The sequence below is a fragment of the Deltaproteobacteria bacterium genome (genome assembly GCA_009692615.1).
In the GTDB taxonomy this organism is placed as follows: Bacteria; Desulfobacterota; Binatia; order UBA9968; family UBA9968; genus DP-20.
Map to the genome: position 1 here is coordinate 1 of SHYW01000059.1, position 20,778 is coordinate 20,778.

The window sequence follows — 20,778 nt, forward strand, 5'->3', positions numbered from 1 at the left end:
TTGCTCTGCTTTTTCTTTCTCGCCCACGCCAAACTCGCAAACGTTGTCTGCTCCCCCACGCTCTTTCCTCCCGCCTCACCTTGTCGGTCTTTCTGCTCTTCGTTATTAGACGACTTGCTAGATGACTTGTTCAGAGATTCCTAAAATGTTTTGATCTCATATTCGTCCTTACCCCAATAATGCTAATTTGCCGCTCGATTGCAAACGACGCGGCCCAGCGTGAACCCTTTCACCGCCGTTCGGCCAGCTGTTTCTCCAGTTGTAAGAGCTTCGGCTTGAGCGCGGCGCCCAACGCCAGCCTCGGGTCCGACGGCGTAAAGTCTTCCTTGACCTCACGGGCGGCGATCACCGGATTGGCGAGTTTGAAAGCTTCGGTGAACGAGTAAGTTTTGCGCAAGGCCTCGTCGAAGTAAGCTCTACCGAAATAGGTCCAATCGGCATCGTTGCTGCAGCCAAAAGAATTTTTGTCCGGGGCCGACGCGGTGATCACTAAAGTGTCGTCATTTTTCAAAGCGTCGACAAAACCGCCGGAATAACAGGCCGAGACCACCACGACGCGGTTCTTGATACCGGACTCGTCCAACAGCGCGCGCAGTTTCTTTGGATCGAGATCGTGGAAGCGGAGCGGCCAAAGATCGAGGGAGAACTGGTGATCTTTGGAACCATGGGAGGTGAGAAACAGGAACAGCAGGTCTTCGTCTTTGTTCATCACCGCGCCGACGCGCTGCAACGCCGCGCCCAAGCTAGTCACGCTCGCCAACGGCGCGGCGCCGGGTTGCTTGCGGTTGTTGATCAAGCGGATGGTCTTGCCGGCGGCGCCGAAGCGCTGTTGAAACAATTCGCTAACCGCGTTGACTTCTTTCATGAAGACGTTCTGGCCGCCGTAGCCGGCCATGCCGATAAAATAAATTTCGACGACACCGGGCCGGCCCGGCTGCACGGCGGCGAGTTCGCGCTCGAGCAATTCGCGCTGGTTGTAAAGATTGTCTTCGCCGAACTGGCCGGTGAGATTGGTCTCGGCGAGTTCGTCTTGGGAGAAGGGTCGGTGCCACAAGCTGCGGTCGCGCTCAATGCTCATCAGTGGATATATGACGAGGATCGAACAGACGATGCTCGCCCACATTCGTCGGTGCAGCGGCGCGGCGTGATTCCTGCGAATAGTTTCGCCGTAAGCGATCGGTATCCACAATGCCGAGAGGATTAGAATGTAGGAGCTATAATCGTCGAACCAGGCGCGATACTTCGACGCCATCAGGTTTTCATAAACTAGATAGCTCGCGGTATCGACGACGACGGCGATCATCAGCAGGGATTGAAATATCACCGGAGTCCGATCACCACGGCCCATAGCGTAGGCGGTGGCGACCGCAGCGAATAGAAAAATCGGCAGATGCACCAGTGCCTCAGGAAAATTATTCCACGCAACTTCGCCGTGAACGCCGGTGGTAGCAACGTCGTATATCACCGGCGGCAATAGCCCAATGATTGCGAAGGCGGCGGCTTGCCACCAAGAAACCACTAGCTGGGTTTCCGTCAGTGGGCGCAGGCAGGTGAGTTTGACGGCGTTGACGAGATTAATTTGCAGCGCGCGCCAGTGATTCACTTCGATTTGCGGTTCTGCTGGTTCCGCTGTCGGCGCGATAACGTTTGGCGCGGTTGTAACCAGCGGCGGTGCGCTTGATGTGATCGCAACGCTGCCTGCGGCGGCGATTCGCCGATTTATGTCGGCTACGAATTCGGCTTTTTCCGCAGGGGATTCGAACGCTGACGTGGGCACCGGCAGGAAGTGCATTTCGTCGATGACAAGCAGCAGCAACTCGTCGCTCTCTTCGACGCCACGCAGGCTAGCCCAAGCGATCGTTGAGCGATAGTTTGGACTCGTCTGGTGCAAGCCGTCCTCTTCAACGCTGATTTCTGTCGATACGCCAATGAGGTGATTCTCGCTACGGTAAAGCCGGTCGAAGCTTCGACCATGGAGAAGAGAGTAGCCGGTATAGGCTAGCGCCATTACATACAGCGAGTTTGTCACGGCACTATAGCCGTTGTAGTACTGAGCGGTGAAAAGCGCGGCGATCATGGCGAGCCACGCCACGTAGCTAAAGAATTTCATGGAACGGCGCAGCGGCATGCGCAGCGCGCGCTGTTGGTTGCGATAGCGAACCGCAACTGCGAATTGCTCGCTGGTGAGTGTAAAAGTGAATGTGGTTTTCATGTTCGGTTGGCGACGTGCTGAGTTGAACTAACGTAACACCGCCGCTTTCCTATGGTCAATTGATTCTGCAATCGGCTTGACCCTCGGAGCGATTCCCCATATTTTCGATTACACGTTACAAACAGAGGTCCATGTGAAATTCGGTTACTACATTCTTAACACTTACGTTCCTGAATTGGATGGCGGCAGCCGAGATGTTTATGCCAAATGGCTCGAACAGATCGATACGGCGGAAGCGCTAGGATTCGATTCGCTGTGGGTCACGGAGCATCATTTTCGTCACTTCGGCGGGCAGATGCCGAGTCCGACGATCATCCTCGCCGCGGCGGCGCAGCGTACCAAGAAGATGCGCTTGGGCGCGGCGGTGTCGCTGCTGCCGATGCATAACCCGCTGCGCATCGCCGAAGAGTTCGCCATGGTCGACCAGTTGTCCCAAGGGCGGGTTTGCTTCGGCGCCGGGCGCGGCATGCATCCCGACGAGTATCAGGTTTTTGGTCAGGATTACGCCACCGCGCAGCAGCGCTTGCCCGAAGCGCTCGACATCGTCATGCGCGCCTGGAGCGGTGCAGAGTTCGAGTGGCAGAGCGAACATTATAAATTCCCCACGCTCAGAGTTTACCCGCAGCCCTACCAGCAGCCCCATCCGCCGATTTACGTCACGGCCAATCGCGATCCGGAGAGTTTCGCCATGATCGGCAAGCGCGGCCATCATTTGATGACCTTGCCGTGGATTGCGACCAATGAAGAGCAGGCACCGCGCATCGAGTGGTACAAGACGGCGCTGCGCGAGGGCGGCCACTCGGTGGCCGACAAAGAAGTGTTCACCATGTATCCGATCTATGTCGGCGATAGCGACGACAGCGCCAAGGCGGAGGTGGAGGAGTCGTGGCATCGCTGGCGTGCTTTTGCCTTGGCAGCCACTGGCGCGTTGCCGGGGACGCCGGCCCACGCGACGCGCTCGCCGCACTTGAGCTACGACTTCATGGCGCGCGACAGTCGCGGCGTGTTCGGAGGGCCGGAAAGCTGCCTGCGGATCTTGAAACGGATCATTGAAGTCGTTGGTACGGACCATATCGGCTTGACCTTTCACTTCGGCGGCTTGAGCCAAGACAAAGTGCTCAAGTCGATGGAGCGCTGCGCCAAGTCGGTGTTGCCGGCGCTTCGATAGCGGAGAAAATAATCACCACGAAGGACACGAAGAGCACGAAGTTCGGAAAAATATTTGTCCAAACCCTTCGTGTCCTTCGTGCCTTCGTGGTGAATACTCTTTTGTACGAAGATGTCGATTCTGCCCATGAAACAACCCGCGAAGACATTACAATTCGAAGAACTCAGATCCCTCGATCTGCAAAAATGCCACAGCGTCGGCGATATCGTCGATGCCATGCGCTACTGCGCCTTCGGCGCGCGCATGCTTGGCGAGGTGGCGAGAACCCTCTGCGAGATGGCGGCGGCGAAGGACAAGCCGCTGCTGATTTACGACGGTCTGCAGAAGACACCGCTGGGGCGATTGCTTAAAAAATTCGTCGCCAACGGTTGGTGCCGGCGTATCGTCACGCCGGCGACCTACGCCAAGCAGAAGACGCGCGGTGAAAATGTCATCGTTATCGGCGCCTTCTCCGAGCGCGACGCCGAGGCGATCTACAAGAAGCCCAAGCGGGCGATCTTTATCAATCCCTTCGACATGGCGCGGCCCGGCCAGGTGCGCGACGGATTTTTCCCTGACGCGGTGTTCGCCGATCCGCGCTACATCATGCCGGTGATTTACGCCGCGCTCGATGAATGGTTGAACGGTAAGCCCAGTTCGGTAAGCGCCTTTATTTCAGGCTTGGCGGCGAATGGCGGCTTGGCGGCCCAGGTAGCCCGCGGCGCCAAAGCGCTTGAAGCGATGACCGACGATAATGATTGCGTGCGCTTTCTCACCGTCAGCGGCGCCATGACCGTCGGCAAGATGGATTTGATTATCTGTGACATGATCGAGTTGGGTTTGATCCACGCGATCTCGTCCACCGGCGCGCTGATGGCCCATGGTTTGGTTTCGTCCATCGGCCTCAAGCATTACAAATACAATCCTAAGTACGACGACACCGAGTTGGCCCGGCGCAAACTCAACCGCGTCACCGATACGCTGGAGCCGGAATCCAATCTCGACACCGTCGAAGAAGTGATCGGCAAGGTGGTCGACAAGATCGACGGCAAGGCGATGCTCAGTCCGACGGCGTTCAACAAATTGATTGGCAAGCATCTGGCCGACAACTATCCCAACGATCGCGGCGTGCTCAAGTCGGCGTATCAACACGGCGTTCCGGTGTTCGTGCCGGCGTTCGTCGACTCGGAGTTGGGCAACGATATCTATATTCACAACATCAAACGGCGCCTGCGCGGCAAGAAGCCGATCCTGATGGACCTGGAACTGGACAGCAAAGAGTTGATTCGCGTGGTCACCGGACCCAAGCGTTTCGGCATACTTTCCATCGGCGGCGGCGTGCCGCGCAACAACGTGCAAAACGTCGCGCCGCTGATCGAGATCATCAACGAGCGGCTCGGCCCGACCTTTCCCAACCGGCGCTTTAGCTACGGTGTGAGAATTTGCCCGGACCGGCCGCACTTCGGCCATCTCTCCGGCTGCACCTATTCGGAAAACGAATCTTGGCGCAAAGCCGACAAGAACGGCATCTATGCCGAGATGCTCGCCGACGCAACGCAGGTGTGGCCGTTGTTGGTGAAGTATGTGATGGAGAAGAGAGCGGCGAAGCGGTAAATAGTTCAACGCTCCGAACTTACCCCTTTGAAAAAGGGCGACCGAGGGGGATTTGAATTTCGTGCGCGTGAAAATCACTGCTGAAGAAAATTCCCCCTTCCCGCCTTTTTCAAAGGGGGGATCGTGCATGGCTGGTACTTATCCGCGACGAGTTATTATCCGGTTGGTATTTGCTGTTGGCATCGCGCTTACGTTCGCTGCACCGGTGCTGGCGCAGAACTTAGAAAAGGTCCGTCTCAGCATCGCCGATCTATCGTTTACTTTTTTGCCGCATCTATTGGCCCGGGACGCCGGCATATTTCGCAAGCATCATCTCGAAGTCGAGTTGATCTACATCGGCGGTGCCGTGGGTCTGGCGGCATTGGCGAGCGGTGAGATCGATTACAGCGCGTCGCCCGATCCGGGCTTGCTTGCCATCGCCAAGGGGTTGCCGTTCAAAGTCGTCATGTTGACGACTAAGGGCCCGCCGTTTTACGTCGTCGGCCGGCCGAGTATCAAACGCGCCGCCGAACTGGTCGGCAAGAAACACGGCATCTCGCGCGTCGGCGCTTCTTCTTATTTTGTCAGCTGGGTGATTTTTCAAAAGCTCGGCGTCGATGCCGACAAAATTATTTATATTCAGGCCGGCTCCAACTCCAATCGTGTCCTGGCATTGACGACGGGCTCGATCGATAGCGCGATTTTTTCCATGCCGACGGCGCAGGAGATGCTCAAAAAAAATTTTCCCCTGCTGGGCACGCCCAAGGAAGTGGGGCAGCGGCCCCATGGCGGCTTAATGGTGCGTAGCGAAAAAATCGACAAGAGCCGCGATCAGGTAAGGCGCATGGCCGGCGCCCTGGTAGAGTCGATGAATTATATCGCTACCAATCGGGCCAAGGTCGCCGACTATGTCAGTGGAAAATTTAAAATCGAGCGCGATTTGGCAGAGCAATTACTGTCGGGCGATTATTTGTCGATGTTGACTATGGACGGCCGCATGACCGACGAGGGCGTGCAAGCTTATCTTGACGAGGCGTTTCAGAATACTTTAGTGCCGACCCGGTTTAGCGCCAAACAGGCGTTGGATTTGTCGCTGCTTGAGCCAGCTGCGGCGCGGCGCTAGGTCAGTAATGCTTCGAGTTTAGGGCTCCGAGTTTCGGGTTAACTCGAAACCCCAAACACGAAACCCGTAACTGCAATTCAGATTCGGAGGCAGGTGATGAAACATAGCACGGAGCGAATTTTGATTTCTCACGTCGGCAGTTTGGCGCGGCCGAAAGATTTGATGGAGATGTTGGTGGCGCGCAATGAAGGTAAACCGTTCGATAGCGCGGCGCTGGCCAAGCGCACCAGCGAGTCGGTGGCCGAGGTGGTCGCCAAGCAGATCGAATGCGGCATCGACGTGGTCAACGACGGTGAGTTGGGCAAGTCGAACTTCTCGCGCTACACCAAAGAGCGGCTGGGCGGTTTCGTCGAACGGGAGGCGGGCGCCGATTTCAAACCGACATCGATCTTCGGCCGCGACATGAAGGAGTTCACCGAATATTTCAACCGCGGCGGTAGAACTGCCATAGGCCATCACGCGCGGGTTTTTTACTGCGTCGAGCCGCTAAAATATATCGGCCAGGACGAAGTGAACCCCGATATCGCCAATTTGCAAACGGCACTGCAAGGCAAGAAATACGCCGTAGCGTTTCTGCCGGCCATCGCTCCGGGAACCATGGAGCACTGGATGAAGAACGAGTTTTATAAAACTAACGAAGAGTATTTGTTCGCCATCGCCGGCGTCATGGCCGAAGAGTACAAGGCGATCGTCGACGCCGGATTCATTTTGCAGATCGACGATCCCGATTTGGCCGACGCTTGGCAGATGCATCCCGAGATGAGCTTGGCGGATTATCGCAAGTATCAGGAGCTGCGCATCGACGCGCTCAATCACGCATTGAAAGGTTTGCCCGAGGAGCGCATCCGCTTTCATATGTGCTGGGGCAGTTATCACGGGCCGCACAAGTACGACATCCCGCTCAAAGACATCGTCGATCTGATTCTCAAAGTAAAAGCGACGGCCTATTCCATCGAAGCGTCCAACCCGGTGCACGACCACGAGTGGCGCGTCTGGCAGGATGTGAAACTGCCCGAGGGCAAAATGCTCATGCCCGGTGTCATCGGCCACTACAGCGACTTCATTGAGCATCCTCAGGCGATCGCCGATCGCTTGGTACGCTACGCCAAGATCGTCGGCAAAGAAAATATCATCGCCGGCAGCGACTGCGGCATCGGCTCCCGGGTTGGCCACCCGCAAGTGGGCTGGGCGAAGTTTCAAGCGATGGCCGAAGGCGCGCGCATCGCGAGCGAAGAATTGTGGGGAAGAAATTAAAAAAGCTTGAAGGATGAAGACGGAAGGATGAAGTCTGCCGGAACTCGGTAGGCTCATCCTTCCGTCGTGTGGGTTACCTGTTCAATCCCAGCAGCTGGCGGCCGTATTCTCTGACGAGAATTTCGCGATCGTCGGAAGTCGGTAGAGTTTTCAGCCGGTCTTCGATGCGGCCGCGCTCTTCCTGTTTGAGATCATTCCAACGATCTAAATCTTTTTTCAGTTGTTGGCGCTCTTCCAACGTCAGGGGTGTGTCTTGATTCTGATCCAACGTCGCCACCGGCATCGGCTGCACGCCGAGCACCACGGCCCGATGGGGCCGGCCATGGTCGTCGTAGATCACGGCGAAGTTGCTGTAGCCGATGGTCGAGATCAACGAGCGCACCGCCGGCTCCAGCGCTTGGCGGTTGAACCGTAAGCTCAACAGCTGCGCTTCCACGCTCGACGGCACGACGATCTGAAATCCTGTGCGAGCGTGAAACGCGTGCAGCGCAAACGGGACCGGCGTCTGCTCGAAGGCGACGGAAATCTCGCCGTCGCGATAATCGATCCACGGCCGATAGAGGTCGTCCATGTCGCTTTGCGCTTTGACCCGTACCGGCATGGCGGCGGTCAAGAAGGCAAGAAGCACGGCTAATTTGATCAGGTACTGCATAGGCTTCACCTCTGTTCATTACAAATAAACAGCAAGCGCCATGCCTCTTTGAGCGGTGTGCCAGGCGCCCAAGATTTCGCGTGATTGTCACCTATCTTCCCTTGCAAGACGGCGAAATGGCCGAAGGCGGACAAATTTGTGCTGGAGTCGTTCCAAAGAGAAAGGCGGGAGCGGAGCTTGGAAGAGAGATTGAGGAATAGTTTGGGGGATCGCCTACGCCACGCTTTGAGCTTTGCGCACACTGGCGATCAGCGAAGTACGCAGTAAAAATTCTTTGTGCGCTTTCGGATCTTCCGCGATTGCGCGCAGCTCGTCGAACTTTTCTTGGCGCGCTTTGGGATCGCGCTCTTCGAGGCGCTTCTTGTTGGCGATGGTTTGTTCTTGCACCGATTCGATGTTGCTCGTGCGCCGCCGGCGCGTGTAGCGGTCGAGCAACGAATCGTCAGCTTTTTTAGTAATGACCTGATGCAGCGTGTCGACCAATTCCATGGCGTCATGAATGCCGCTGTTCAATCCCAATCCGCCGACGGAGTTGTTCACATGGGCGGAGTCGCCGGCGAGAAAAACGCGGCCTTTGCGAAAAGTCGCGGCGACTCGCTGATGGACTTTGTAGAGGTTGCGATGGACGACGTTGTACTGGCGGTTCAATGGGTAAACCCGCTGCAAGCGCGAGTAGGTCGACTCGTCGCCGAGCGCCTGCTCGTCGCTCTCTTCCACCTTGGTCGGAAACACCGCGCGCCAGCGCCCCTTGCCGTCATCGCCGGCGACTTTAAATAAATTCGTCCACTCATCCGGATCGGCGAGGTAGTTGCGGTAGCAACAGCCGCCGAGCAACTGCTGAAAATCTTCCGTCGTCGTGAGCACGAGAAAATTCTCCGGCCAGGTAAAACCTTCGAAATCGATCTCCAACGCTTTTCGAATCGTGCTGCGCCCACCATCCGCGCCGATCACCCAATCGCCGCGATGAGTTTCCACGCCATTCGGACCTTCAGCTGTGACCGTTGCGCTGTCCGAATCCTGAACGACGCCAGTAACGCGACTGGAAAAGTGCACGTCGACATCGGGAAATATTTTCAACCGCTCGATGCCCATGCGCGCCAGCTTGTGCTGCTCGGTCTGAACGACAAACGGATAAGCCGTCTCGTCGCGCAACAGCTCATGATCGAACTCGACGATCTTAGCGCGTGTTGGCTTATCCCAAAACTGAAAATATCGCGCCACCAGACCTTCTTGAATAAACTGATCGATCAAGCCAACCCGCGCGATCATTTCCAAAGTCGAAGGATGGGTCGTCGCCGCGCGCGGGTTGTCGTCAATCGCCGCGTCGGCTTCGAGTAAAGTAACCGCGTAGCCATGCTGCGCCAGCGCGAGCGCAGAGACAACTCCCACCGGTCCGGCGCCGGCTATGATGATGCGGGTCTGTGACATGAGTTAGAAATCTCCTAATAACCTCATTGTTTGATCTATTAGTGCAAAGTAGCCTTCTCATTCAAGCGTCGGACGACGACGCATGACTTGAGCGCGAAGAATTCGGCCCTTGATATAAAAGGCACTAAAAAAAGAGCGAGCCACGGCGATTCGGACCTTCGAGTTTTATCGAAATAGCGATTGTGATCATCCGAGCGTGAAGGACGTTAGGAAAGAATAACAGGAACGCAAATATGATGGCGCGTTGCATGCGCCAGAATGTACGGGATGCCAACGGTAATTAGATCGGCGAAATCGCGACAAGCAGAGGGAAGAAATAGATCTTTTTGTACGGCCGGTTCATGAAATTTCTGAGTTGTCACTGAATTGAAATAGCTTCCGTCATTCAGCACTACATGTCTCTATAGAGACATGCTATAATCAAAACCGGCGCTATTTCAGTAAGATAGAATTTTTTAATATGTTTAATCAGATTGTTTACTAACTTTTTTATATGCTATTTTATATATAACTTGACTCTTACAATATAGTTAATAGTATAATTGTATGGTCCAAAGACGCTTAAACATAGTCGATGAGATGGCGTTATCTCGTCTCGAACCGCCAAGCACAAGGACACACGAACCGTCACCCGGAGATTGGATCAGAATTCTGCGTGACTCATTGCGCATGACTCAGGCCGAACTGGCGAGCCGCGCGAAGATCACTCAACCGCATTTGGCCAGCATTGAGAGTGGTAAGACCGACCCGCAGATCAGTACCCTGAAGCGCATTTTTGATGCGATGTCTTGCGATTTGGTTCTTGTGCCACGACCCAGAAAGGCGATCAAAGAAGTGCTGCGCGGGCGGGCGCGCAGCGTTGCGTTGAAACGCTTAAAACAATCAATGGGAACCATGGCCCTCGAACATCAGGCGCCGGAAGCCGATGCCTTCAAGCAGCTTTTGGAAAAACGCACTGATGAGATTGTGACCGATCGGCGTGAGAAGCTATGGCAACAGCCAGAAGATGAGTGAAAAAACTAAAACGCCCGGCGCCACTCCAGGCGACGACACGTCGGGTCTTATTCAAAGGCAACTGATGGATCGCCCTGCTCGCAATGCAGCCGAGCTAGATGCCATCTCTCGCGCGTACAACAAGCACATTTATCGAGCCCGGCGAAAAAGAGCCGGGACGGAGTGGTTAACCGATCCATTTATCCGCGCCGTCCATTACGACATGTACGGCGAGATATGGGAGTGGGCGAGAAAGTATCGCACCGAGGCCCTTAATATTGGTGTCGACTTTCACCTCATCCCGGAACAGATAAAGTTGCTGTGCGGAGATTTCAGCTATTGGAACGCCGACAAGAGTTCGATGCCGCCGCTTGAAATCGCTGCTCGCTTACAGAACCGACTGACCCGGATTCATCCGTTTACCAATGGCAATGGCAGACACGCGCGACTCATCACTGACATTTACTGTTACTCGGTCAGACTTTCCCTGCCCAAATGGCCGCAGATTCAGCTCTTGTCGGAAGGCGACCAAATCCGATCGCGGTATATCGACGCGATGAAGACAGCGGATCAAGAAGATTATCGTGAGTTGATCGCATTCATGAAAGAGCTTGTTGGGTAGCAAAACTGTCGCACAACAGGACCTGCACAGATTCTATGCTGCTCGGTCTGGACTATTACCCCTTAGGCCGTCTCATCGCGCAACAGCTCATGATCGAACTCGACGATCTTAGCGCGTGTTGGCTTATCCCAAAACTGAAAATATCGCGCCACCAGACCTTCTTGAATAAACTGATCGATCAAGCCAACCCGCGCGATCATTTCCAAAGTCGAAGGATGCGTCGTCGCTGCGCGCGGGTTGTCGTCAATGACCGCGTCTGCTTCGAGTAAAGTAACCGCGTAGCCATGCTGCGTCAGCGCGAGCGCCGAGACGACACCGACGGGGCCGGCGCCGGCGATGATGATGCGGGTCTGTGACATGCAAGCGTCCTTTAAGACAAAGGCCCAAGTCATTACGACCCGGGCCTTTGTGGTTGAGCAAGAAATTCGAGTTTGAAATTCTACACTCCGCCAAACCCCTCATCCTGAGCTTCGGCCAACAACCAAGGATCTTTGATCTGCGTCGTTGGGCCGCGGCCGCTCAATACGCCGACGACTTCTCTCGCTGCGTGGCTTTGGCAGTCGACGTAGGATTCGTCGGAGTTGGCTGAGGTGTGGCAGGTGACGATGACGTTGGGCAGCGTTAATATTTTGTGATCCGCCGGCAACGGTTCGGGATCGGTGACATCCAGTGCGGCGCCGGAGAGTTCGCCGGCTACCAGGGCGTCATATAATCCATCGGTGTCGACCAGGCCGCCGCGGGCGCAGTTGATCAGGTACGCCGATTTCTTCATCATTTTAAATTGTGGCATGCCGAACATGTGTCGCGTCTGTTTGGTCAGCGGCGCGTGGACGCTGATGAAGTCGGAGGTTTTTACCAACTCATCAAAGGAGACCATTTTCACGTTCATCTGTTCGGCGACTTTTGGATCGAGATAGGGATCGAAGGTTTGGACATTCAATCTCATCCCCTGGGCGCGCGGCGCGACTTGTTTGCCGACGTGGCCCAAGCCGACAATGCCCATGGTGCAGCCTTGGATGCGATACACGCGGCCGCGGTAGGCGTGCAGTTCGGCAGTGTGGCGTTTCCATTTGCCGTCGTGGACATATTGGTTCATGCGCACGAGTTTGCGCGAGATGGCGATCATTAAACCGATGGCTTGCTCGGCGACTTCGATGGAATTGCATCCCGCGGCGTTGCAGATGATCAGGCCGTGGTCGGCGGCGGCTTTGAGGTCCATGCGATCGACACCGACGCCGGTGCGGCAGACGACTTTGACGCGCTTCATTTTTGAGATGATGTCCCGCGACAGCGGCACCGAACCGTGCATGATGATGCCGTCGGCGTCTTGGGCCATTTCAATCACTTCGGCGTCCGTGGTCGGACGGCGGATGGTCATGTCGGCGTCGATCTCGGCCAGGATCGGCTTGAGCAGATCCACCGGAACGTCGTTGCTGCCAAAATAAACTACGTGAAACTTACCCATGTGACTCAAACCTCCAGTCCGTAAAAGCGCTTCGGATTGTCCCATAAAATTTTCCGGCGCGCTTCCTGTGAGAGATGCTTATTCGTGGTGAGATCGCCGACGGTGCGGTCGGGGAATTTGCCGATGCAATCGCTGTGCGGATAGTCGGTGGCGACCAGCAAATAATCTTCACCGACATGTTCGACAAATACCGGCGCCAACTCTTCGCCGGCTTCGGCGCTGGTCCAGCATTGGCGTTTGAAATAATAGCTCGGTTTTTCCTTGGTCGTCTTGGCTTGGCCATGGCCGGCATGTTCCCAATGCTCGTCCATGCGTTCCAACCAGAAGGGCACCCAGCCGCAGCCGGATTCTAAATGGGCGACTTTGAGCTTGGGAAATTTTTCCAGTACGCCGTCGGCGCAGAGATTCAAGCAGGAAAGCATCTGTTCCAAGGGATGGCAGGCGACGTGGCGGCCAAACTCGCTGTAGCGGTCCGAGCCGGCTTGCGCCAGTACAGTGCGCGCGCCTTCGTGAACGCAGACGGTCATGCCGAGGTCGGCGGCGGTGGCGTAGATCGGGTCATAGTCCGCGCTCGACATGGTGCGGCCGCAGATTTTATTAGGGCGCCAGAAGATGCCGACCAGGCCCAATTTTTTCGCGTACTTCAATTCTTCCACCGCGCGCACCGGGTCTTGGAGCGGGATCAAGGCGACGCCGTATAATCTTTTACCGCTGGCGCTGCAATAATCCGACATCCGAGTGTTGTAGGCGCGGCAGATGGCGGCGGAGAGTTCCGGATCCAAATTATCGCGCCACATGATGTAGAGGCCGACGGTAGGGAAGAGCACGCCGATGTCGACGCCTTCCTTGTCCATGTCGCGGACGTTGGATGCGGTATCGAACTTCGACGCCAAAGCGTCGGCGAAGGTCTCGCGCCACTTTTTCGAAGCGGCGAAGGTAAAGCCGAAGTCTTCTTGCTTGGTCGCGTCGCGTAGGCGATCGGCGTCGGAGATCAATTCGCCGTCCACACGACGATACGACTGATTGGGTCCTTGAATGTCGACTCGGCTGCGAAACTTCTCTGGCAGATATTTGGCGAACAGATCCGACGGCTCGAGCACATGGCGGTCGGCGTCGATGATCTTGAATCCATCTCTCATGATCGAACTCCTTCGTTAGATTGCGATTGGCTAGCGCGGTGAGAAGTCGCTGGGACCGACAAACTGCCGCGCGCCACGTCATTCATAAGACGAGTTCATGAGAGTAGTCAACAGTAAGTGGGCACACGCCATCGGTGTCGCAAAATCACGCGCAGCGATACTTTTTCTGCCGTTCGAGTTTTTCACCAACCGGGAAAAGATTCGACCCGCCGGGATGGCGCCGCCACGCTGATCGTGAATCGCGATCGGTATTGCGCCGGGGTCTTGCGCGTTCACGCGTGAGATAATACACACCACAAGAAAGCTATTCGAGGAGACCCATCATGAAAAACCAGTTCGACGGCGGTGACGCCATCGTTGAAGCATTCCGCAAGCTCGGAGTCGAATACATTCTATCTTCTCCAGGCACTGAATGGGCGCCGGTATGGGAATCCATGGCCAAGCAGGCGCACCGGCGCAAGGATGGTCCCAAACTTTTGGACGTATGGCACGAAACCCTCGCCGTCGACATGGCGGCGGGTTACACGCTTGCCACCGGTCGGATGCAGGGCGTGTTGCTGCACGCGGGCGCCGGCCTCTTGCAGGGCGCGATGGGGATTCACGCCGCCTTTGTCGCCGGGGTGCCGATGGTGGTGATCTCAGGCGAGTCGATGACCTACGGCGAGCAGCCCGAGTTCGACCCGGGCGCCCAGTGGATCGGCAATCTCAGCATCGTCGGCGGCACGACGCACCTGGTCGATGCGATCGTCAAATATGGCTCGGTAGCGGGCAGTGTCCACACGCTCTACGAAAGCGTCATCCGCGCCGGCGAGCTGGCGCAGCGCCAACCGACGGGACCGACTTACCTGTCGGTTTCGACGGAAACGTTGATGGATGGCTGGACGCCGCCGGCCAATCCACGCATGGTTCCGTCCGCGCCGCGCCTGCTGACTGCGCCGGAGGATATTGCAAAGCTTGCCGCCGAGCTCTCGAAGGCGAAACGCCCCGTGGTGCTCACCGAAGGCGCCGGCCAGGAGGTCGAGACCTACGAGGCGTTGATCGCGCTGTGCGAGAAGTTCGCGCTGCCGGTGGTCGAGAAGCCCGGCGCCCTGTTCGCCAACTTCCCCAAGGATCATCCACTTTATCAAGGCACCGACATCAAACCGTTCTGGAACGACATGGACCTCGCGCTCGTCGTGCGGGTGCGTGTCCCATGGTACCCGCCGAGCAGCCGTCCGCCTAAGGCATCCGTCGCCATGGTCGACGAAGTGCCGCACAATTCGGCGATGGCCTATCAGAGCCATCAGGCTGACCTGTACCTGGAAGGCAACGTCGCGCAGACGCTACGCGATTTGGCCGCTGCCGCCACGGTCGACAAGGCGGCGGTGGAGGCAAGACGCAAAGATCTCAGCGCTGCGCACGATGCGATGGTCGAGAAAAGAAATGCGGCACAAGCAGCGGCGCGTAAGCAGACACCGATCGATCCGGTGTGGCTGTGCGCGTCTCTGAATGCCGTGATGCCCAAAGATACAATCTATATCGATGAGGTCACGACTCACACCGCCACACTGCGCCAACATCTCGTATGGAACCAGCCGCAAAGCTTGTTCACCCGCCAGGGCGGTCTCGGACAGGGGCTGGGTCTTTCGCTGGGGATTAAGTTGGGCAAGCCGGAGCGGCAGGTCGTGACGCTGATCGGCGACGGTGCGTTCCTGTACAACCCGGCGCTTGGCTGCCTTGGAGCGTCGCGCGATTACAAACTGCCGTTCATGGCGGTTATCTTTAACAACAAGAAATACGCCGCCATGCAGGGCATGCATCAGAAGATGTATCCGGACGGGATCGCCGCGGAAATCGATCTCTACCACGGTACCCACATCCACGCACCCGACTTCGTCAAGGTCGCCGAATCCGTCGGCGGCTACGGCGAGCAGGTGACCGATCCAGAGAAACTCCAGGACGCGCTGAAGCGCGGCCTCGAAGCCAACGGGAGAGGCCAGCTGGCGATCATCGATGTGAGCGTTGCATAGATGATACGGAGGGGGCGGTTGTTCCGACGGGAGCAACCGCTCCTTCATAGGTCAAGATGAAAGACATTTATTTCGCGACAATCTTCACAGAACGCTTCGGCAGATCCAAGATCCCCGAACGCCGTTCGGTCCGTGATTCAGGCCATGCGTTTGCGCAGCGGACAAATTGTAAACCGCATGCTTAATTGGATAATCGCCTAGGCCATCGTGGCAAATCCTTCTTTCACGTCTTTCTCGCAGGCGAGCAGTTTATTGGCGCTCGGTCGCTCCAGCATGCCCGCGAAATTTGCCGCGACGTTGGGGAAGGCTCAGATGTCTAGCTCCAATTTGCTGCAAGTAGACGGCACGCCTGGCTCGTAGTAGATTGACGCGCAATCATGAATGTTCGGCGCACACGGTTAATTACCGGGTTAATCCTGCTGACCTATCTGTCGACGCATTTGCTCAATCATGCGCTCGGTTTGATTTCCCTCGACGCCATGGAATGGGGGCGCTATTGGTTTTTGCTTTTGTGGCGCAATCCGCTCGGGACGATCGCGTTGTACGGCGCGCTCCTGACACACTTCAGTTTGGCGCTGTGGGCTTTGTACCAGCGGCGCCGATTGCGCTTGCCGTTTTGGGAAGCGCTGCAGTTGCTTCTCGGTCTGACGATTCCCGCGCTGCTGTCGATTCACATCGTCGGCACACGCTTGATGCATGAATATTTCGGCGTCGACGATTCCTATCGCTTGATGGTCCTCACGTTGTGGCATGCTTCGCCGGTGGCCGGCCTGCGCCAGGCGACGCTGATTTTAATCGCTTGGACGCATGGCTGCATCGGCTTTGGTTTTTGGTTAAGGCTGAAACCTTGGTTCAATCGGTGGGCGCCGTATTTATTGACAGTCGCTTTGTTGCTGCCGGTGTGCGGTCTGTTGGGCTTCGTATCCGCGGGACGGGAAATTTCCAACTTGATCGCCAATCAGCCCGCCTGGCTCAATAGTTTTCTCCTCGCCGCCAAGGTGCCGCCGCAGAGTCAGCGCCAGCTGCTTTATGACATTAACGACGGCATCTGGTGGTTTTGCGGCATCGGTTTGCTCATCGCTCTATGCGCGCGCATCGTGCGCCACTGGTCCGAAGGCGGGACGCGCGTGCGCATCGCATATCCGGGCGGGCAGATCGTCCAAGCGCCGCGCAACTTTTCGGTTCTGGAAGCGAGCCGGCTCCACGGTATTCCCCATGCATCGGTTTGCGGCGGGCGCGGCCGTTGCTCGACTTGCCGGATTCGCGTTGTTGCCGGTTTCTCCGCATTGCCATCGGCGGGCGCCGGCGAACAAAAAGTTTTGCAGCGGGTCGGCGCCGCGCCCAACGTGCGCTTAGCTTGTCAACTACGGCCGACCCATGATTTGAGCGTCGCGCCCATGTTGCCGGCGGGCGCGCAGCCGGATGCGGGCTACTTGCCGCCGAGTTATCTCGCCGGCCAGGAACTCAACATCGCGGTGCTGTTCGCCGACATCCGTTCGTTCACCGGCATCGCCGAGCAGAAGCTGCCCTACGATTTAGTTTTTCTGCTCAATCAATATTTCGAGTCGGTGGGCGAGGCGATCGTCGCAGCTGGCGGCATCGTCGACAAGTTCATCGGCGACGGCGCCATGGCGTTGTTCGGCGTCGATAGCGGACCGGAAGAAGGCTGCCGCCAGGCGGTGACGGCGGCGGTAAAGATGCTCGAAGGCATCGATCGTTTGAGCCGAGATTTTGCCGCCGATCTCGCCGAGCCGCTGCGCATCGGCATCGGCATTCACTGCGGCCCGGCGGTGGTCGGCCGCATGGGTTACGGCACGGCGATAACGCTCACCGCCATCGGCGATACGGTGAATGTGGCGAGCCGCCTGCAAGATTTGACCAAGGAATATAAATGTCAGCTGATTTTTTCCGAGGAAGTCGCCAAGTAAGCCAACGTCGACGTGAGTTCGTTACCGCGCCATGATGTGACGGTGCGCAATCGCGGTGAGGCGTTGGCGGTGTTCGCGGTGAAGGAGGCGGAGAGGTTGGGAAGCCAGTTATCAGTTGTCAGTGGTCAGTAGTCGGTTCATTTAGGAGCGGCGCGTGCTTTTCCGTAGTTTGCCGGCGATGGCGCTGACGGCTTCATTTAATTCTTCGATTCGCAGTAGACGGCAGCTCCAATAAAAAGCCACCGTTGCTAGAGCAATCGCCGCGATCACTCGGATAAATTCGAGCAGCAATCCTTGCAACGGCAGCGCGCCGGCGAATTCGTTGGCTAACCAGGCGACTAGCGCCATGGGCATCGTCGCACCGCAAATTTTTAGCACCGTGGTGCCAAGACGGCGGCCGTCGAGGCGGCCCAAACGGCGGCGCATCAAGATTGCCAGCAGCAAAAAATTCACCAGCGCTACGGCGGAAGTGGAAAACGCCAGGCCGACGTGGCCGAAGCGGCTGACCAGCAGTGAGTTCATTACATAATTGACCGCGATGGACGCCAGGCTGATCAGCATCGGCGTGCGCGCGTCGTTCAAGGCGTAAAACGCCGGCGATAAAACTTTGATCGCGCCGTAACCAGCCAGGCCGATGGAGTACGCGGCGAGAGCATTCGCCGTTTGCGCGGTGTCGAAGGCGGAGAACTTGCCGTGCTCAAATATCAGCGCGACGATCGGTTGCGCCAGCACGGCCAAGCCGACCGCCGACGGGATGCACAGCAAAAATACCAGCGCCAGCGAGTGAACCAGAGTTTGGCGAAATTCACCGTAGTTAGGATTCGCCGAGTGGCGCGACAGCGTCGGCAGCGTCGCGGTGGCGATGGCGACGCCGAACACGCCGATGGGAAACTGCATGAAACGAAACGCGTAGTTCAACCAGGACACCGGGCCGTTGGTGACGGCGCCGGTGGCGGGATCGACGATCGCCGAAGCGAAGTTGGTATTGATGAAAACATTGATCTGCACGGCGGCGGCGCCGATGATCGCCGGCCCCATGAGGCGAAAAATTTGTCTGACGCCGGGGTCGCGAAAATTCCAGTCGGCGCGGTAGCCGACACCGCAGCGGCGCAGGCTCGGCCACTGCACGGCGAATTGCAAAAAGCCGCCGATGACGACGCCGTAGGCCATGCCGGCGATGGCGCTCAAGCCGATGGCCGGGCCGATGAGATAACCGAGCAGCAAGCCGCCGGCGATGGAGCCGAGATTGAAAAACGCCGAAGCCAGCGCCGGCATGCCGTAGATGTTGAACGCGTTGAGCATGCCCATCGCTTGCGCCGCCAAGGCGATTAACAGCAGAAACGGAATCATGATCCGGGTTAGCTCGACGGTGAGTTCGGCCTTGCCCGTCACGGCGATGAAGCCCGGCGCGAGGGCGCGGACGATCTCGGCAGTAAATATCCAAGCGAGGATAGAAATGACTACGATCGCGGCGACGATCAAAGTGGCGACGCGATTCGATAAGCGCAGCGCTTCATCTTTGCCTTTTTGCTGCAAGGTTTGAGTGAAGGTCGTGACGAAGGCGGATGACAGCGCGCCTTCGGCGAGCAGGTCGCGCAGCAAGTTGGGCACGCGAAAGGCGGTGAGAAAGGCGTCGTACTGCAAGCCGGCGCCGAACAGCGCGGCGAAAACTTGATCGCGCACCAGACCGAGCACACGGCTTGCCATTACCGCTAGGCTGACGATGCCGGCGTTGCGCGCGACATTGGCGCGGGATTGTTGGGCGGACTCTTTTTCCATTTCCATGATGAGCGGCGAATGATTTTCCATCGGTAGCATGAAAAGCTCTGTGCGTCGACGCATGGGAAGTTGACAGATCGTTGGCACATCGCATAGGCTCGCGCTTTCGAGACAAGGATCAAGTCGTGGCAGGACGAGAGGTCTTGATCTCACCACGAAGATCACGAAGGACACGAAGTTCGGAATTGGATAATTAACCGCAAAGCTTGTCCTGAGCGAATGCGAAGGAGCTGAGCCGCGCAAAAAGCGCAAAAAAATTCCCAAGGGGAAATCCGATTGTAGGGGCGTATGGCATACGCCCTGGGGTGGTGGAGCGGCGACTGCCCAACGACAACCGGAGTGAATGTCGCCATGACCAAAGCGAAACTTTCGCTCATACAGATTTGTTTGTTGCTGGTAGCGGCGGTCCGGTTGCCGCTGGCGATTGCCGAAGCGCAAAGCGATTCATTCTACAAAGGCAAAACGCTGCGCTTCGTGGTCGGCTCCGCGCCGGCCAACTTTTACGACTCTTGGGCGCGATTGATCGCGCGCTACTGGGGCAAATACATTCCGGGTAATCCCAACGTGATCGTCCAGAACATGCCCGGCGCCGGTTCGATCAGCGCGACTAATTATGTTTACGGCGTGGCCAAGGCCGATGGACTCAACGTCGTGCTGCCGAACAACAGTATCTACATCGAGCAGTTGATCGGCCGACGGGAAGCGCAGTTCGATCTCAGAAAATTTCACTGGCTCGGTTCGGCGTCGCAGGATTCGATCATGTTCTACATGCGTGCCGATACCGGACTGAAATCGGTCGGCGATATCGTCAAGGCCAAGCAGCCGCCCAGTTGCGGCGGCTCGGGTACTACCAGCTCGGATTACATCATCGCGCGGATTTTAGAGTTGACCGTGGGCGCCAAGATCAATTCGGTTTCCGGCTATCAAGGCGGCAGCGACGCCGACCTGGCGGTGGAGAAAGGCGAGATCGCTTGCCGGGCGCACACGCTGGCGTCGCATTATGGCCGCGAACCTTTCAATTCCTGGCACAAGAAAGGTTTCGATTTTCATGTGCTTCAATCCGGCCGCAAACGCGACCCGCGCGCGGCTGAGTCGCCGACGGTTTACGAAATCTTGGATGAGTTCAAAGTCGCCACCACCAAACGGCGCGTCGCCCAGGCGCTGTTATCCGGCGGCGAGTTCGGCCGGCCGGTGCTGGTGACGCCAGGGACACCGCTCGATCGGGTAAAAATGTTGCGCGAGAGTTTTCGCAACGTTCTCAAAGATCCCGAGCTGCTGGCCGAAGCCAAGCGCGCCCGGATGGACGTGGAGTACACTTCGGGTGAAGAGTTGGAAGCGCTGCTCAAAGAAGTGTTGAGTCAACCGCCGGAAGTGATCGAGCAGGCGCGAAAGATTCTCGGCAGTTGAAATTTTCACTCATCGTTACCCGCCCAT

Annotated in this window: 16 protein-coding genes; 9 read left to right on the forward strand and 7 right to left on the reverse strand. The window is 57.1% G+C overall.

Features of this window, described 5'->3' with window-relative positions:
• Window positions 1–229 precede the first annotated feature (229 nt).
• Entirely contained in the window at window positions 230–2,212 is a 1,983-nt protein-coding gene (locus EXR70_14820) for a hypothetical protein (GenBank protein ID MSP39757.1), read from the reverse strand.
• Window positions 2,213–2,270: 58 nt separating this feature from the next.
• On the opposite strand from EXR70_14820, the gene EXR70_14825 reads away from it, so the two are divergent.
• The 4 genes from EXR70_14825 to EXR70_14840 all read left to right on the forward strand — a co-directional run bounded on the left by EXR70_14825 (window position 2,271) and on the right by EXR70_14840 (window position 7,329).
• Window positions 2,271–3,380, forward strand: a complete 1,110-nt coding sequence (locus tag EXR70_14825) for an LLM class flavin-dependent oxidoreductase (GenBank protein MSP39758.1) — start codon at window positions 2,271–2,273, stop codon at window positions 3,378–3,380.
• Between the two features lie 111 nt (window positions 3,381–3,491).
• Window positions 3,492–4,973 carry a hypothetical protein gene (locus tag EXR70_14830; GenBank protein MSP39759.1) on the forward strand — a complete coding sequence of 494 codons (1,482 nt, stop codon included), beginning with the start codon at window positions 3,492–3,494 and terminating at the stop codon, window positions 4,971–4,973.
• A 127-nt stretch (window positions 4,974–5,100) separates the two neighbouring features.
• Window positions 5,101–6,075 carry an ABC transporter substrate-binding protein gene (locus EXR70_14835; GenBank protein MSP39760.1) on the forward strand — a complete coding sequence of 325 codons (975 nt, stop codon included), beginning with the start codon at window positions 5,101–5,103 and terminating at the stop codon, window positions 6,073–6,075.
• A gap of 96 nt (window positions 6,076–6,171) precedes the next feature.
• Complete coding sequence (locus EXR70_14840) at window positions 6,172–7,329, forward strand: hypothetical protein (GenBank protein ID MSP39761.1); 1,158 nt, start codon at window positions 6,172–6,174, stop codon at window positions 7,327–7,329.
• A gap of 73 nt (window positions 7,330–7,402) precedes the next feature.
• Here EXR70_14840 and EXR70_14845 read toward each other — a convergent pair whose 3' ends face one another.
• Together EXR70_14845 and EXR70_14850 are read right to left on the reverse strand one after the other, a co-directional pair.
• Window positions 7,403–7,981 carry a hypothetical protein gene (locus tag EXR70_14845; GenBank protein MSP39762.1) on the reverse strand — a complete coding sequence of 193 codons (579 nt, stop codon included), beginning with the start codon at window positions 7,979–7,981 and terminating at the stop codon, window positions 7,403–7,405.
• 213 nt (window positions 7,982–8,194) lie between these two features.
• Window positions 8,195–9,409: an FAD-dependent monooxygenase gene (locus EXR70_14850; protein MSP39763.1), complete on the reverse strand. Its 1,215-nt coding sequence runs from the start codon at window positions 9,407–9,409 to the stop codon at window positions 8,195–8,197.
• A 546-nt stretch (window positions 9,410–9,955) separates the two neighbouring features.
• Here EXR70_14850 and EXR70_14855 point away from each other — a divergent pair.
• A complete protein-coding gene (locus EXR70_14855; protein ID MSP39764.1) occupies window positions 9,956–10,423 on the forward strand; it encodes a helix-turn-helix domain-containing protein in 468 nt (155 codons plus the stop codon).
• Window positions 10,416–11,024: a mobile mystery protein B gene (locus EXR70_14860; GenBank protein MSP39765.1), complete on the forward strand. Its 609-nt coding sequence runs from the start codon at window positions 10,416–10,418 to the stop codon at window positions 11,022–11,024. Before EXR70_14855 ends, EXR70_14860 begins: the two co-directional genes overlap by 8 nt.
• 62 nt (window positions 11,025–11,086) lie before the next feature.
• Here the strand turns inward: EXR70_14860 and EXR70_14865 are convergent, their stop codons facing one another.
• The 3 genes from EXR70_14865 to EXR70_14875 are packed head-to-tail and all read right to left on the reverse strand — an operon-like array spanning window position 11,087 to window position 13,628.
• Window positions 11,087–11,416, reverse strand: a complete 330-nt coding sequence (locus tag EXR70_14865; protein MSP39766.1) for an FAD-dependent oxidoreductase — start codon at window positions 11,414–11,416, stop codon at window positions 11,087–11,089.
• Window positions 11,417–11,463: 47 nt separating this feature from the next.
• A complete protein-coding gene (locus tag EXR70_14870) occupies window positions 11,464–12,534 on the reverse strand; it encodes a hypothetical protein (protein MSP39767.1) in 1,071 nt (356 codons plus the stop codon).
• A complete protein-coding gene (locus tag EXR70_14875) occupies window positions 12,495–13,628 on the reverse strand; it encodes a hypothetical protein (protein MSP39768.1) in 1,134 nt (377 codons plus the stop codon). Before EXR70_14875 ends, EXR70_14870 begins: the two co-directional genes overlap by 40 nt.
• Window positions 13,629–13,951: 323 nt before the next feature.
• Between EXR70_14875 and EXR70_14880 the strand changes: the two genes are divergently transcribed.
• Window positions 13,952–15,637, forward strand: a complete 1,686-nt coding sequence (locus EXR70_14880; GenBank protein ID MSP39769.1) for a thiamine pyrophosphate-binding protein — start codon at window positions 13,952–13,954, stop codon at window positions 15,635–15,637.
• A 377-nt stretch (window positions 15,638–16,014) separates the two neighbouring features.
• Window positions 16,015–17,565 carry an adenylate/guanylate cyclase domain-containing protein gene (locus tag EXR70_14885; GenBank protein MSP39770.1) on the forward strand — a complete coding sequence of 517 codons (1,551 nt, stop codon included), beginning with the start codon at window positions 16,015–16,017 and terminating at the stop codon, window positions 17,563–17,565.
• Window positions 17,566–17,706: 141 nt separating this feature from the next.
• Here the strand turns inward: EXR70_14885 and murJ are convergent, their stop codons facing one another.
• A complete protein-coding gene (gene murJ, locus EXR70_14890) occupies window positions 17,707–19,407 on the reverse strand; it encodes a murein biosynthesis integral membrane protein MurJ (protein MSP39771.1) in 1,701 nt (566 codons plus the stop codon).
• Between the two features lie 225 nt (window positions 19,408–19,632).
• Between murJ and EXR70_14895 the strand changes: the two genes are divergently transcribed.
• On the forward strand, window positions 19,633–20,751 hold the full coding sequence (locus tag EXR70_14895; GenBank protein ID MSP39772.1) for a hypothetical protein: 1,119 nt from the start codon (window positions 19,633–19,635) through the stop codon (window positions 20,749–20,751).
• The last annotated feature ends 27 nt before the right edge of the window (window positions 20,752–20,778 follow it).